The organism is Streptomyces sp. NBC_01363 (assembly GCF_026340595.1).
Lineage (GTDB): Bacteria > Actinomycetota > Actinomycetes > Streptomycetales > Streptomycetaceae > Streptomyces.
In genome coordinates, this window is record NZ_JAPEPF010000001.1 from 2,810,146 (window position 1) to 2,824,436 (window position 14,291).

Genomic DNA, 14,291 nt, shown 5'->3' on the forward strand with positions numbered 1-14,291 from the left:
TTTGCCCGCAACCGATCACTTCTGAGTAATTATGTTCTCCTGCAATGCCTCGATGATCGATTGTGACTGTCTGTGAGGGCCGGGGCCTCGGTCGACCGCTGACTCGACTGGGGCAGCTCAACAGGACGAAAGCCTTGAATCATCACAGGGTGGGTGGGTGACCGCATCTCGTACCCGGAGGTAGATGTGCCGCGTCAGCACAGATCCGGGGGAGTCGAGTGGCCGAGCCTGCGCGCTGTGGGTGCCGCCGTGACCTCTCTTCTGGCGCTCGCTGCCACCTCCCTCGTCGCCGGGCCCGCAGTGGCCGCCACCGGTGAGGCGGGCCCCTGTGCCCTGCCCCGGACCGAGGCGCACCACTCGCTCGGCGTCAGTGACTGGAACGGCGCCTACCCCCGCCCCGACCATCCCCTCGACGCGGTCATGATCTTCCTTTCCTTCCCGGACCACACCCCCGTCATGACCCCCGGCGAGCTCGCCGCCGACCACTTCCCCGCCACCACCCGGTTCTTCCAGCGCGCCTCGTACGGGAAGTTCACCCTGCGCCCGCACCCGATGCGGCACTGGATCCGGATGCCCAAGACGTCCGACCAGTACGGCATACGGCGCGACTGGGACAACGACCGGCGCAGCAGCTATCTGCGCGACGCCGTCGCCGCGGCCGATCCGAAGGTGGACTTCTCCCGGTACGACATCGTCTATCTGGTCGCCGACCCGGACGCCCCGGGCGTCGACTCCGACGCCACCAAGGTCGTCAACTTCGAACAGCCGCTGCACGCCGACGGCACGGCCATCCGCCGCGTCGTCACCGTCTTCGAACAGCATCCGCCGGACCGCAATGTGCTGGCCCACGAGACCGGGCACGTCTTCGACCTGCCGGACCTCTACCACCGGCCGTCCGACGGCAAGGGCGACTGGGACACCTACGTCGGCGACTGGGACGTGATGGGCAGCCAGTTCGGACTCGCGCCGGACTTCTTCGGCTGGCACAAGTGGAAGCTGGGCTGGCTGGACCACAGGCAGGTGATCTGCGTCCAGAGCAGCCGGGACATCACCCTGGAGCCGATGGCCGCCGTGCCCGAGCCCGGGGCCTCCATCGGCACCCGGCTCGCGGTGATCAGGACCGGCGAGGACAGCGCCGTGGCCATCGAGGCCCGCAGCGCCACCGGCAACGACAGCGCGACCTGCACCGAAGGTGTCCTGCTCTACCGGGTGCGCAGCAAGACCCCGTCCGGCGGCGGTCCGGTCGAGGTCATCGACACCCACCCTCGCACCGACGCCTGCTGGGACCGCTCGGTCTACGCGCCGCTCGCGGACGCCCCGCTGCGGGTCGGCGAGACGTACAGCATCCCCGGCGGGCACACAAAGGTCGAGGTCGCCGACCGGACGCCGTCGGGTGCCTGGACGGTCCGTGTCACCACCGGAACGTAAAGGGTGGTTCTCCGGGCTTCCTCGAACACGAAGAAGCCCCCTCGCTTCCGCGAGGGGGCTTCTTCCGTCTGTGCGCCGCCAGGGACTCGAACCCCGGACCCGCTGATTAAGAGTCAGCTGCTCTAACCAACTGAGCTAGCGGCGCCTGCTGACGTCGTAGACATTAGCACCCGGATCGGCGGGAGGAAAAATCGAATTCCTGGCCACCGACGAGGGTGCCGACCTGGTCACCCGCACACAGGCCCAGAGCAGCACGTCGGGGCCCGGCAGCCAGGGGCTGCGGGTGTCGGGGGCGACCAGCCAACGGGGGCCGGGGGTGGTGGAGGTGCAGATCAGGGGCGGTACGGTCACCGCGTCCCCGGTGCCGTGGCAGAGCAGCGGCGGGACCTTGCCGTCGCCGTCGCCGCCGTCCCGGCCTCTCGGGCCCATGGCGGCCCGCGGTTCGGGCCCGCCGCCCCACTCCTCCCAGTCGAGCAGCGAGGGGAGCCGCTGGGCGGTGCCGGGCGAGGCGAACAGCAGCATCCGGCCGCGGTGCGTGGCCACCGGCCCGGAGCCGGGACCGTCGGACCACAGGTGTTCCAGCATCCGGCGCCCGAAGAGAGTGGGCACGTTCACCACGTCGAAGGCCGACCCGCACGGCAGCACCCCGGGCGAGGAGGGGTGGGCCTCCCACTGGGCCAGCGTGCTGCGCGGATACGCGGCGGCGCCGGCGAGCCAGGCGGCACCGGCCGCCGTGACGTGCGCCGTCTGGTTCGCGCCCTGATTCCGCAGAACGGCGAAGACATCGGCGCCGTGGTGGAGGGCGTCGCCGTGGTGCAGGGTCGAGTTGTCTGGCAGCCATGCGGTCATGCCGACATATCTACCTGGAGTGATCGAGCGGATTCCGAGAGTTGCCGGAAACCGGGACAGGCCGGGGTGGGGAGGAGTATCTTGCGCTCGGGCATATGCCAGTGGTGCTACCCGGAGTCAGGACCGGGCGGGACGGGCGGCCCGCCCGGGGTGCCGACCGGGGCCGGTCACCTGCCCAGCGGAGGGGCGTCACCGGCCCGATGGCCGTGCTCCGGCCGCCTGCGACGGCCGGCCCGGTACGGCCTCAGGGCGTGGCACCGCCCAGCAGGCTCCGGCCGAACTCGACCATCTTCTTGGCATAGTCCTCGGTCCACTGCGCGCGCTGCGCGATGTCCGCGGTCGTGAGCCGGTCGAACCGGCGCGGATCGGCGAGCTGGGCGGCGGCGATGGCCTGGAACTCGACCGCGCGGTCGGCCGCGGCACGGAACGCCAGGGTCAGCTCGGTGGCGCGGGACAGCAACTCCTTCGGGTCGTCCATCGACTCCAGGTCGAAGAAGTGCTCAGGATCGGCGGCCGCCGCCGACGGCTCGAAGAGCAGGGGCGCGGGGCGCAGCCGCTGCTGCCCGTTCCGCTCGGGTTGTGCCATGTGGTGTTGCCTCCTCGGGTCGGGCCGATGGCCACCCTCCATTGTCCAACGTCCCGCAAGAGGGCCCGGCGCACGGCGAGGACCCGGGCCCTCGCCGCCGTCACCCCGCCCACCGCACCCGGTGCTCCGCCAGATGCGCCAGCACCGCGTGGTTCGCCTCCCATCCGTCCGGGAACTTCACCGTGACGCCCAGCTGCACCGGCTCCGTCGACGGATGCTCGTCCAGCAGCTCGGCGACGCCCGCCCGGCACACCACGATGCAGGCGTGCCGGTGGCGCGAGGCCAGCACGCAGAGCCGGCCCGTCTCCAGATGGAAGGCCGTGGCGTCGGGCCGGCCGGACAGCGGGTGCAGGACCACCGTCACATCGAACTCGCGGCCCTGGAGCCGGTTCGCCGTGTCCACCGCGACGCCCGTCACCCCCAGCTCCGCGAGCGCCGCCCGGACCGCCGCGGCCTGGTCGCGATGGGCGGTGCCGACCGCGACCCGGTCCGCCGTCACCGGCACCGGGTCCGGGGAGCGCTCGCTGGTCGCCGCGCCGCCCCGGTCCAGCAGCCGGCGGACGACCAGGGCCACCGCGCGCACCGCCTCCGGGTCGGTGCGCGGGGTGTGCCTGGCCGGGAGTTCGAGCAGGCCCCAGCCGGACTCCGCGGCCTCGTCCAGCACCCGGTCCGGGGCCGAGCCGTCGGACGCGACGCCGAACGACAGCCGCCGGTCGCCGTGGTCCGTACCGCTGCGGAACGGGGTGTACGGGTAGAACGCGTCCGAGACCAGCGGTGCCGCGGACGCGGGCAGCCGCCACGACACCGGCAGCCGGTGCTGCGGCAGCCGGGGATTGTGCGCGAGCAGCGTGGAGACCGCACTCGCGGACGGGTCGTACGAAAGCCCCGCCCACTGGTCCGCGCCGACGATCGAGAACGGGTCCAACTGGCCCGGATCGCCGACGAACAGCGCCCGCTCGAAGAGCCCCGCGACGGCCAGCAGCGCGTCCGAACGCATCTGGTACGCCTCGTCGACGATCGCGTGGCCCCACGGCTCGACGTTCTTCACATGCGCCCACTTGGCGGCCGTCGAGATGACGACGTCGAGCCCGGCGAGATCGGACGCCTTCGCCGACTTCCGTACGTTGGCCAGCCCGTCCAGGACCTTGTCGTACGGGTCGGTGTCATTGCTGTGCAGCCGGCCGACCGGCAGCCCCGGATCCTTCTCGGCCAGCCGCACCACCAGGTCGTCGACCTGGGCGTTCGTCTGCGCGACCACCATCAGCGGATGGCCGGCCGAAGCGAGTTCGAGTGCGGCGCGCACCACGAGCGTCGACTTGCCGGCGCCCGGCGGGGAGTCCACCACGATGCCGCGCGACGTACCGCCCAGGGTGTCGGCGAGGATCGCGTCGGTCGCCCGCGCGGCCTGGGCGCCCGGGTCGAATACGGCCGTCACAGGAGGTCCTCCGCGGTCACGGGGTCGGGGCTCTCGGCATGCCCGGCCGCACCCGGCGGGCCGCCGTGCGTCCAAGGTGTCTGCTCCGGGTCCGGCAGCTTCGGGCCGCCGCGCTGATCGTGCTCGAAGAGCGTCCAGGCGATCCGGTCACCCTGCTCGGGCACCGAACCCGGGGCCGGCTCCTTGCTCCGGCCCATCCGGTCGAGGATCCGCAGCACCAGCGGGGGCGCGCCCCCGCCTTCCGGCTCGGCGTACCCCACGAACTCGGCGGTCTGCGGCCTGCCCTCCAGCGAGCGGTACACCTTGGTGCGCTCGCCGAGGTGCGGGTGTTCGTCCGTGCGGACCGTGACCAGCGGGCGCGGCGACGGGCGCTTGGACTCGCTGTACGCCATCACCACCTCCGTCACCTCGGCGAGGAAGGCCTCGCCGGCCAGCCGCCGCCCGGCCAGCACCAGCGGATCGTCCAGCGCCTCCTGGGCCTCCAGCTGGGCCTGGGCCGTCTCCCGCGAGGCCAGCTTCTGTGCCGCCGTCACCGCGTCGTCCCGGCGCGGCTGCGGCGGCTCACCCGAGCGCACCCGGTCCCGGTGACCGGTGAACGACCAGCGGTCCCTGGTCCAGCGGTCCTCGGCCCTGGCCCCCTCGGGGAGCTCCCTCAGCAGGTCGAGCCCCCGCCACACCGTGTCCCACGTCGGCCGCGTCACCCCGGCCAGCCGTGCCCTGATCTCCCGCTCGGCGGCGGTCAGTTCGGCGAGCCGGGCATCGGCCGCCAGACCGTCCTCGGCCGCCGCGAGCGAGGTGCGCGCCCGGTCGTACTTCTCGATGGCGGGCGCCAGCAGCCGGTTGTCGAACGCCGGGTCCGTCGCCGGACCGGCCGGCGGGCACAGCAGCTGTCCCTCGCCGTCCCGCGCCAGCTCCGCACGGAGTGCCGCCGAGGCGCCCGACTCGCCCGCCGGGGCGTCGATCCAGGCCAGCAGCGCACCCAGGTGCTGATCCTCCAGGCTGCTCTGCCCGGTCGCCCAGTGCCGGTTCAGCAGATCGGTCGCGGCGAGCAGCAGCGAGGAGCCGGGCACCCTGGCCCGCTCCCCGTAGTGCGTCAGCCAGCGGCCCAGCAGCGGGACCCGGGCGGGCGCGGGGTACGGGGCGTCGGGATCGTCCTCGGCGGTGCGCCGGAACCGCATGGAGCGGCCCAGCAGCCGTACGAACTCGATGCCCGCCCGGCTCGGCACGATCAGCTGCGGTGCGTCCGCGCACAGCTCGATCTCGACCTTGACCTTCTTCCCGGTCTCCGGATCGGTCTCGTTGCGCTCGGCCGGCTCGACGACGTCCTCGTACGCCTCGATGTGCGGCAGCACCGCCTCGGCCAGCTCGGCGAGGAACGCGAACCGCAGGTCCCGGTCGCGCGGCTGCGAGACCGTCAGCAGCCGGGGCGCCTCCCGGTCGGTGCCGACGAGTGCGCCCAGCGGGGCGCCCGCCTCACCGGCCGTGGTCAGCGGAACCAGGACGAGGGGCCGGTCGGTGAGATGGCGGTGCAGGACCGTCGCCATCGGCCGGGCCCGGCCGCTCTCCACGGCCTCCAGCCGGGCCAGGGTGCTGATCAGCGACATGCCGGACCGCCCGCCAGCGCCTCGGCGCGCAGGGCCGCCGCGCGCCGCAGGGCCGCGACCGTCGGATCCGCCGGGTCGCCCTCCTTGCCCGCGGCGGCGGCCAGCACCTCGCCCACCGTGGTCAGCCCGCCGAGCTCACCGCGCACACTCCGCCCCAGCGCCTCCACGGCACCGGCCTCGCGCGCCTTCGCCCGGCAGTGGAAGGCCAGCTCGCAGGCGGCCAGGCACTCCGGGGCGTAGGCCGCGCCGACCGACTCGACCGCGGCGTCGAGCTGCTGCCGGGGGCACTCCGGGTCGAAGGTGGTGCCCTCGGGCAGGGCCGCCGCGATGTCCTCGATCCGGGTCAGCCTGGTCAGCTGGCGGCGGGTGACCGCGCGCTGCTTGCGTACGTCGACGACCGAGGCGGTGGGCAGGTTGGAGAAGTCCTTCGGGCAGACCAGCAGCACCCGGTGGCCGACCTCGGCGCCCTCGGTCAGCTCCGCGATCCGCTCCAGTGCCAGCACGTAGACGGCGGACTGCCGGGCCGCCGCGCCGACCTTCGCCGCGTCCGCCGAGCCGTCGACCATGGGGAAGGACTTGATCTCGACGACCGTCCAGGTGCCGTCGGGGTGCACCGCCACCGCGTCCGGCTCCAGATAGGCGGGGGAGCCCGCCACCTCCAGGGCCAGCATCGGGTGGTCCAGCAGCGCCCAGCCGCCCGCCTCGGTCGCCTCCCGCAGCGCCAGCGCCGTACGCGCGGCGCGGCCTTCGGGCCCGGCCGCGGTCAGATCGGGTACCGCGACCTCGTGCGGCGCCCCGCCACCGCCACCGAGGTGCTCGTGCAGCAGCCGCATCAGCTCCGTGCCCCCGTCGGCCTTGACCTTGGCCTCGAAGGCGTTGCCCCGGACGAAGGCGAACTGCGACTGGCCGAAGGGGGCCGGCGAACCGAGCGCCGTGGCCAGCGCGGCCTTGTCCACTCCGGCGCCGTCCAGCAGGGCGCGGCGCCGGCAGCCCGGATTGGCGGCTAGGGCGGCCAGCGCGCGGGCGTCCAGCGGACGGGGCGGGACGGCCGGTCCCCGCAGCTCAGCGAGCCGCTGCCGGAGTGTCGTCCCCCGCCGCTCCCGCTCCTGCGGGGGCGCCGGTGTCGGCCCGGGGTGCGCGACCGGCCGAGGCGTCTGCGTCGGCCGATGCCGCGGCATCGGTGGAGTCTGCGGAGGTGGTCCGCTGGCCAGGGATTCGCTCACCCGCGGAAGTCTTGCATCCGGCACTGACAATCGGGGACTTCGCGACCGGGGCGACCCGCGGGAAGCGGGCTTCGACCCGGTCCCTGATCCGGTCCGCGAGGCGCGTCACGGGCCGGGCCAGCAGGGCTCCGACGCCCATCACGGCGGCGCCCGCGACCGCGTCGAGGAGGTAGTGGTTGGCCGTGCCCATCACCACGAACGTGGTGATCAGGGGATAGGCGACACCCGCGGCCCGGACGTACGGGTTCTTGCTGTGGCGCCACAGCAGGATTCCGCACCAGAGCGCCCAGCCGACGTGCAGGCTCGGCATCGCCGCGTACTGATTGGTCATTCCGCCCATGCCGCGCGGGGCGCTGGCCTCCGTGCCCCACCAGCCGTACGAGCTGTACTGCGCCATCGTGTCGACGAAGCCGTGTTGGGCCTCCAGCAGCCGGGGCGGGCAGGTCGGCATCAGCGTGAAGCCGATCAGGCCGAGCAGGGTGGAGGTCATCAGCCAGGTGCGGGCCTTGCGGTAGACCTCCTGGCGGCGGCGGAAGAGCCAGATCAGGACGGCCGGGGTGACGAGATAGTGCAGGGACGCGTACGCGAAGTCGGAGGGTATGCCTATCGAGGGGTGCGCGGTGAGCAGCCGGTTGAGCGGATGTTCGAGGTTGATGTGGAGCGTTTTCTCCAGGCGCAGGATGCTCAGGCCGTGGTCGACGGCGGTGGACACGTCGCCGCGCGCCACCAGCCGGCCCGCCGAGTAGGCCCCGTACACCAGGGCCAGCAGTGGCAGCTCGGTCCACCAACGGGGCCGCGGGCGCGGCGCGGGCGCGGTGCTGGCATGCTGCATCCGGAAGCTCTCCATCATGTGTTCATGCGACCGACGGCGGGCGTTCAACCGTACGGTGCGGTTCGGTCGCGATTCCCCGGGGGTCCTTTCGGAGCCCCCTGCGCGCGCAGATTTCTCTGCGCAGAGTGGGACGTCGGTCCGGCCCGGGAGGTTGCCTCGCGATCACGTGCGCGATGATGGGAAAACCGGATGATCCGTATCGTCTCGATCGCCGGCCTCAGATCTCAGTTCAGGGAGAGCCGTCATGGCACCGCGTATCCTGCTCGCCCGGCACGGCCAGACGGAATGGTCCGTCAAGGGCAATCACACCGGCAGGACGGACATCCCGCTGCTCGACGCCGGCCGTGCGGGCGCGAAGCTCCTCGGCGAGCGGCTGCGGCACGGGCCGTGGGCGGACCTGCCGGGCCTGGAAGTGCGCACCAGCCCGTTGCTGCGGGCCAGGGAGACCTGCGACCTCGCGGGATTCGCGGACCGGGCCGAGCCGTGGGACGCGCTCATGGAGTGGGACTACGGGGCGTACGAGGGGATGACCCCGGCCGAGATCAAGGCGATCCGCCCGGACTGGTTCATCTGGCGCGACGGGGTGCCGGAGGGGGAGACCCTGGCCGAGCTGTCCGCCCGCGCCGACGAGATCGTGGCGTGGGCCCGCTCGGCCGACCGCGATGTGCTGGTCTTCGCCCACGGTCACATCCTGCGGGCGCTGGGCGCGCGGTGGCTCGGCGAGGACGTGTCGTTCGCGGCGCGGATCCGGCTCGATCCGACGTCGCTGTCGGTGCTCGGGTGGGCGTACGGGGCCCCCGCGATCGAACGCTGGAACGACACGGGCCACCTGGACCGCTGAGGCCTACGCGGACGTGGCGGCCTCCGTCACCTCCGCGTGCCGCTCCAGGAACTCCCCTACCTCCGCCACGCCCCGCTGGGGCATCAGCACTCCCACCGCCTCCGCCAGCATCGCCCGGATGCGGGTCGACTGGACGCGGTCCAGCAGGTCCAGCACCCGGTGGCCCGCCGTCGCCGCCTCCGCGGCCCGGCCCGCGCGGGCCAGGTCCCAGGTCAGCTCGGCCCGGTACAGCGCCAGGTTCCGGGTGAAGTGCGGGTCCTGGAGCCGGGTGGCCCGCCGCGCGTGCCGGGCCGCCCGCGACCAGTCGCCCAGCGCCGACCAGCACTGCGCCTCCAGCATCTCCAGCTCCGCCTCCCGGAAGAAGGTCATCCACTCCGGATCGGCGTCGCACGGACCGCGCCCGAACGCGGTGTGCGCCCGGCCGAGGGCCCGTTCGCAGCCGGTACGGTCCCCGAGCCCCGCCCGGCCCCCCGCCTCCCGCAGCGCGAGCAGTGCCAGCAGCCGGGGCGAGCCCAGCGGCTGGGCCGCCCGCTGTCCGGCCTCCGCCGCGCGCACGGACTCGCGGGGCCGCCCGGTGTCCCGGGCCAGGAACGACGTATTGCAGAACGCGTGTGCCTCCAGCGCCGGATCACCGGCCACCCGCGCCGTGGCGAGCGCCTCCGCGTAGTGCGAGCGGGCGTCCTCGAACCGGCCCGAGTCATGGGCCAGCCAGCCCACCGAGATGGCCAGTTCGCCCGCTCCGGCATGCAGTCTGTCGGCGGTGGAGCGCTTGGTGGCCGCCCCGGAGTCGAGCAGCGCGTACGCCGCCCGCAGCGGCCGGGACGCCCTGCGGTACAGGCCGTCACCGCCGTGCCGGTCGTCGAGCAGCCGGATCTGCCGCACCGCCTTCTCGACGGCGCTCACCTCGCTCTCGCCGACCCGGTACGGGTCGGGCGGGGCGGCGGCAGCGGCAGATGTGGAGCCGAGGCACGGGCCCAGGGTCGCGGTCGCCATCGTGGTGGTGCCGCTCGTCATGAATACGCGACGCAGCACGTCGCTCTCCTCGTCGGGGTCGCTGTGGAGCGTAGGGGGCGGTGGACTTTCGGCAGTGGTCCGCGCCCCCCGGCCGCGTACGGTCTCGCGCGGTGAGAAGCCCAGGTCCGCCAGGGTCGTTCCGGGGAACATGTGCAGGAAGACCCGTTCGTACGCGTAGTTGGGGCAGCGGATCTCCCCGGACTCCACGCGTCCGATGTACCGGGCGTCGCACGCGACCTGCTCGCCGATCTCGCGGGCCGATCTGCGTACCGCGGCAGCGAACTCCCCGGCGGAGCGCCGGCCGCGCAGCCGCCGGAAGGCGAGGTTGGGAACTGCCCCTGTCGACACCATGGGCGGGGACCTCTCTTCTGCAGCCGGGCCTCCTGCTTCCGGTGTCCCGGCGGAGCAAGAACGTACCCGCTGTGACGAGTCACACACGGAGCGTTTGCCAATAAAGCGGGCATCTCGCCTGCGATCCGCCATGAACTGCCACCCTTTGCGGCGGCGTGGCACCGTAGCCCTTGACGCCGTCGGCGCGTTGGTCCATGCGGAGACGGAATCCGGCTCCGCCCGGCGATGAGAGGAGAGGTCCCTTGTTGCATCTCGGCACGGAGACCGACTCGCGGACGACTGCGACGACCCCGGCCGTAACGGGCGCTCCGGCGCCCACCACGGCCACGGAGGACCACGGTGCCGAACCCTGCGACCTGGTGACCGTCCCGGCCCGCCAGGGCCTGGAGGCCGTGGACATCCTGCGCCGGGACGCCGAGCAGGACATCGGCCCGGTCTTGCACGACGGCGCCTGCGACACCCTCGGCTTCCTCGTGCCGCCGGGGACCGCCGAGGCATGGGACGTGCCGGGCAGCGCCTGTACGCAGACCGCCGGCCGCGGGCTGCGCATCCCCGCCGAGCCGCCGGTCACCGGCAGCGGCTGGCTGCTGCCGCCGGAGGACGACGCCCCGGTCACCGACCCGGCCGTGCTGCGGGCCGCGCTCGATCAGGCGGCCCGGCTGATCGAAGCCGCCGACAACTGCCGCTGACGTCCGGTCCTCGCCCGCGTGCCCATAATGGGCAGGTGGGCGGGTTTCCCCGGCACGGCCGGTCCTGTACCGGTCCGGAGCGAAGAGCAGTGAGCGGGCACGAGCAGCGGTGGCACGTCGAGGAGCGTCGAGCGGGGGTGCGGGCGCCCGCAAGCGGTCCGACCGCAAGGCCGGGAACCGGACCGGGGACAAGGCCGAGGGCAGGGGCGAACGCGGTGCCGGGCGCGCCGGGCGCGGGGCGGAGCCCCTCGCCGAACCGGTGGACGGCTCCCTCGCCGAGCTGGTCCCCGACCGGGAGCGGCCACGCGCCTGGACGCTGACGCTGGACGGCGCCCCGCAGTCCCATGTGGATCTCGACGACCCCACGTTCCTGTCCTTCGAGTACCAGCGCAGGATCGGCCACATCGCCGATCTCGTCGCATCCCCCGGACAGCCCCTGCACGTGGTGCACCTGGGCGGCGGGGCCTTCACGCTCGCCCGCTACATCGCCGCGACCCGGCCCCGTTCCACCCAGCAGATCGTCGAGGTGGACGCCGCGCTCGTCCAACTGGTCCGCCGGGAGCTGCCGTTGGACCCGCAGGCCAGGATCCGGGTCAGGGCCACCGACGCCCGCGCCGGGCTCGGGAAGATCCAGGACGGCTGGGCGGATCTCGTCATCGCCGATGTCTTCAGCGGGGCCCGTACCCCCGCACACCTCACCAGCACCGAGTTCCTCGCCGAGGTCCGCCGGGTCCTGAAGCCCGGCGGGAGCTATGTCGCCAACCTCGCGGACGGGCCGCCGCTGACCCATCTGCGCGGCCAGATCGCCACCGCGGCCACGGTCTTCCCCGAGCTGGCGCTCGCCGCAGACCCGACCGTGTGGCGAGGCCGCCGCTTCGGCAACGCCGTGCTGCTCGCCTCGGACCTGCCGCTGAAGGTCGCGGAGCTGACCCGCCGGGTCGCGACCGATCCGCATCCCGGACGCGTCGAACACGGGCAGGCCCTCGCCGACTTCACCGGCGGTGCGGCGCCGGTGAGTGACGCGGACGCCAAGCCGTCCCCGGCGCCGCCGCCGTCGGCCTTCGGATAGACGCTGATGACCGGTCAGACGATCTCGACCTGTGGCGGATGGTCGTTCCAGGTGCAGAAGACCGACACCGTCGTACCGCCGTCCCGGCCGAGCCCCACCCGGACCCAGGTCGAGTTCGTCCAGACCCGCACCGACCAGTCCGGCGCCGGGGTCGCCGGGACCAGCTTCGCCGAGTGCCCGCCGAGCTCGATGACCACCCGGCCGCCCTCGGTCGTATAACTCCTCACCGTGCCCGAGCCCGTGGCGGAACGGGCGGGCGAGGGGCGGCCCGTGCGGGCGCGGGACGGCTGCCGGAGCGGGGAGACGGAAGGCTTCGGGGCGGCGCGGGCGGCGGCATCGCCGACCCGGTGGCGGCCCTCGCCCGCGGCGGCAGCGGGCGGGGCGGGGCGAGGGGCACGAAGGGCGCGGTGGGGTCGACCGGGCTCGGTCCCGACATCGTCCGCGCATACCGGCCGCCCCCACAACCGGCCGGGATGCGCGCCCCTATGCGGTGCGGCCGTGCGTCCCCTCTGCCCGGTTCACCGCCGACAGCACCGCCAGGATCGAGGCCGTGAGGACGGAGGTGTCCTGGCCCGCTCCCCAGCACACCTCTCCGCCCACCTGGCACTCCGCGTACGCCATCGCCGGGCTGCCCTGCCCCGGACCCGTCGCGTGCTCCGTGAAGTCGAGGATGTCCACCTCGATGCCGGCGGCGGCCAGCGCACGGGTGAACGCCGACACCGGACCATTGCCCGTGCCCTCGTAGTCGCCCTCCCGCTCGTCCACCCGCAGCGTGCAGATGAACCGGTGCTCGCCGGCCGGGTTCCGGTCCGTGGACCAGGAGGTCAGGGCCACGCTCCCGTCCCGTCCGGGCGTCAGGTACGCCGTGTCGAACAGCTCCCACAGATCCTTCGGCGTGGCCTCCAGACCGCTGTCGTCGGTCGCGGCCTGCACCGTGCGGGAGAAGTCCGCGCGCAGCCTGGCCGGCAGATCCACCCCGTAGTTGCTCCGCAGCAGATGGGCGATGCCCCCCTTCCCCGACTGGCTGTTGACCCGGATGACCGCCTCGTACGTACGCCCCACGTCCGCCGGGTCGATCGGCAGATACGGCACCGACCACAGCTCGGAACCGCTGCTCGCGTGGTGGGCGAAGCCCTTGCTGATGGCGTCCTGGTGGGTGCCGGAGAACGCCGTGTACACGAGATCGCCGCCGTAGGGGTGGCGGGGCGGCACCGGCAGCCGGTTGCAGTACTCGACCGTGCGGCGGATCTCGTCGATGTCGGAGAAGTCGATCATCGGGTCGACGCCCTGGGCATGCAGGTTGAGTGCCAGATTGACCAGGTCGACGTTGCCGGTGCGCTCCCCGTTGCCGAACAGGCAGCCCTCCACCCGCTGCGCGCCCGCCAGGACGGCGAGTTCGGCGCACGCGGTGCCGGTGCCGCGGTCGTTGTGCGGATGGACGGAGAGGATCACCGAGTCCCGTCGCTGCAGATGACGGTGCATGTACTCGATCTGGTCCGCGTACACGTTCGGCGTCGCGATCTCCACCGTGGCGGGCAGGTTGTGGATGACCGGCCGGTCCGGGGTGGCGTCCCACAGCTCGGTGAGGCTGTTGCAGATCTCCAGGATGAAGTCCGGCTCGGTGAGGACGAACACCTCGGGGGAGAACTCGAACCGGATGTCCGTCCCGGGCCGCGCCCGCGCCAGCCGCTCCATCTGCCGCGCGGACTCCAGCACCGTGCCGTGCACCTCGGCCCGGCTGCGGCCGAGCACCACGTCGCGCCAGACGGGGGCGGTCGGGATGTACAGATGGACGACCGCGCGGTCCATCCCCTCGATGGACTCGAAGGTCCGCTCGATCAGATCCTGCTTGGCCGGGGTGAAGACGACCACGGTCACGTCGGCCGGCACGGCGCCGCTTCCGGCCAGGTGCCGGACGAAGTCGAAGTCGGTGCGGCTCGCGGAGGGATAGCCGATCTCGATCTGCTTGAACCCCATCGCGACGAGCAGATCGAACATCCGGCGCTTGCGCGGCGTGTCCATGGGCTCGGCCAGCGCCTGGTTGCCGTCGCGCAGATCCACCGGCACCCAGAGCGGGGCATGCTCGATACGGGCCTGCGGCCAGGTACGGCCTGTCAGCGGGACTTCGATGCGGTCGAACGCGGAGCGATAGCGGTGGGAGGGCATGGAACTCGCCCGCTGCGGATTCCAGCGGGGGGCGTCGGCGGGCACGGGCCCGCGCGGGGTGCAGATGGTGGGGAAGCCGTGCATCGGTGACTGACGGTCGGACATGAGGACGGTCTCTTCTCGCATCGCCGGACGCGACCGGCGCAGCACGGCACCCCGCGGCGGGGTGCCGGTCGCTTCAGGCCCCGCCGCGGCAGCCGAGAA

General features: G+C 73.2%; 13 protein-coding genes and 1 tRNA gene. 4 read left to right on the top strand and 10 right to left on the bottom strand.

Annotated features, from left to right (window positions below; genetic code table 11):
* Positions 1-186 precede the first annotated feature (186 nt).
* Complete coding sequence (locus OG611_RS13090; protein WP_266418841.1) at positions 187-1,428, top strand: M6 family metalloprotease domain-containing protein; 1,242 nt, start codon at positions 187-189, stop codon at positions 1,426-1,428.
* Positions 1,429-1,499: 71 nt separating this feature from the next.
* On the opposite strand, the gene OG611_RS13095 is transcribed toward OG611_RS13090, so the two are convergent.
* The 7 genes from OG611_RS13095 to OG611_RS13125 form a co-directional block, all read right to left on the bottom strand.
* Positions 1,500-1,573: transfer RNA gene (locus tag OG611_RS13095), tRNA-Lys, on the bottom strand.
* Positions 1,564-2,277: a hypothetical protein gene (locus OG611_RS13100; RefSeq protein WP_266418843.1), complete on the bottom strand. Its 714-nt coding sequence runs from the start codon at positions 2,275-2,277 to the stop codon at positions 1,564-1,566. Before OG611_RS13100 ends, OG611_RS13095 begins: the two co-directional genes overlap by 10 nt.
* Positions 2,278-2,521: 244 nt before the next feature.
* Complete coding sequence (locus tag OG611_RS13105) at positions 2,522-2,863, bottom strand: hypothetical protein (RefSeq protein WP_266418845.1); 342 nt, start codon at positions 2,861-2,863, stop codon at positions 2,522-2,524.
* Positions 2,864-2,963: 100 nt separating this feature from the next.
* On the bottom strand, positions 2,964-4,298 hold the full coding sequence (locus OG611_RS13110) for an AAA domain-containing protein (RefSeq protein WP_266418847.1): 1,335 nt from the start codon (positions 4,296-4,298) through the stop codon (positions 2,964-2,966).
* Positions 4,295-5,902, bottom strand: coding sequence for a hypothetical protein (locus tag OG611_RS13115; RefSeq protein WP_266418849.1), 1,608 nt, complete (start codon positions 5,900-5,902; stop codon positions 4,295-4,297). Before OG611_RS13115 ends, OG611_RS13110 begins: the two co-directional genes overlap by 4 nt.
* Positions 5,893-7,080: a hypothetical protein gene (locus tag OG611_RS13120; RefSeq protein WP_266418851.1), complete on the bottom strand. Its 1,188-nt coding sequence runs from the start codon at positions 7,078-7,080 to the stop codon at positions 5,893-5,895. Before OG611_RS13120 ends, OG611_RS13115 begins: the two co-directional genes overlap by 10 nt.
* Entirely contained in the window at positions 6,965-7,957 is a 993-nt protein-coding gene (locus OG611_RS13125) for a phosphatase PAP2 family protein (RefSeq protein WP_266418853.1), read from the bottom strand. The genes OG611_RS13120 and OG611_RS13125 overlap by 116 nt, the downstream gene beginning before the upstream one ends.
* A 244-nt stretch (positions 7,958-8,201) precedes the next feature.
* On the opposite strand from OG611_RS13125, the gene OG611_RS13130 reads away from it, so the two are divergent.
* On the top strand, positions 8,202-8,798 hold the full coding sequence (locus OG611_RS13130) for a histidine phosphatase family protein (RefSeq protein WP_266418855.1): 597 nt from the start codon (positions 8,202-8,204) through the stop codon (positions 8,796-8,798).
* A 3-nt stretch (positions 8,799-8,801) separates the two neighbouring features.
* Here the strand turns inward: OG611_RS13130 and OG611_RS13135 are convergent, their stop codons facing one another.
* Positions 8,802-10,163 (bottom strand): tetratricopeptide repeat protein, encoded by a 1,362-nt coding sequence (locus OG611_RS13135; protein ID WP_266418857.1) that lies wholly within the window; start codon positions 10,161-10,163, stop codon positions 8,802-8,804.
* A gap of 242 nt (positions 10,164-10,405) precedes the next feature.
* On the opposite strand from OG611_RS13135, the gene OG611_RS13140 reads away from it, so the two are divergent.
* Positions 10,406-10,852, top strand: coding sequence for a hypothetical protein (locus OG611_RS13140; RefSeq protein ID WP_266418859.1), 447 nt, complete (start codon positions 10,406-10,408; stop codon positions 10,850-10,852).
* Positions 10,853-10,961: 109 nt separating this feature from the next.
* Positions 10,962-11,921, top strand: a complete 960-nt coding sequence (locus OG611_RS13145) for a spermidine synthase (protein ID WP_266418861.1) — start codon at positions 10,962-10,964, stop codon at positions 11,919-11,921.
* 14 nt (positions 11,922-11,935) lie between these two features.
* Here the strand turns inward: OG611_RS13145 and OG611_RS13150 are convergent, their stop codons facing one another.
* Together OG611_RS13150 and leuA are read right to left on the bottom strand one after the other, a co-directional pair.
* Positions 11,936-12,148 carry a hypothetical protein gene (locus OG611_RS13150; protein WP_266418863.1) on the bottom strand — a complete coding sequence of 71 codons (213 nt, stop codon included), beginning with the start codon at positions 12,146-12,148 and terminating at the stop codon, positions 11,936-11,938.
* 256 nt (positions 12,149-12,404) lie between these two features.
* Positions 12,405-14,213, bottom strand: a complete 1,809-nt coding sequence (leuA, locus tag OG611_RS13155) for a 2-isopropylmalate synthase (RefSeq protein ID WP_266418865.1) — start codon at positions 14,211-14,213, stop codon at positions 12,405-12,407.
* Positions 14,214-14,291 lie beyond the last annotated feature (78 nt).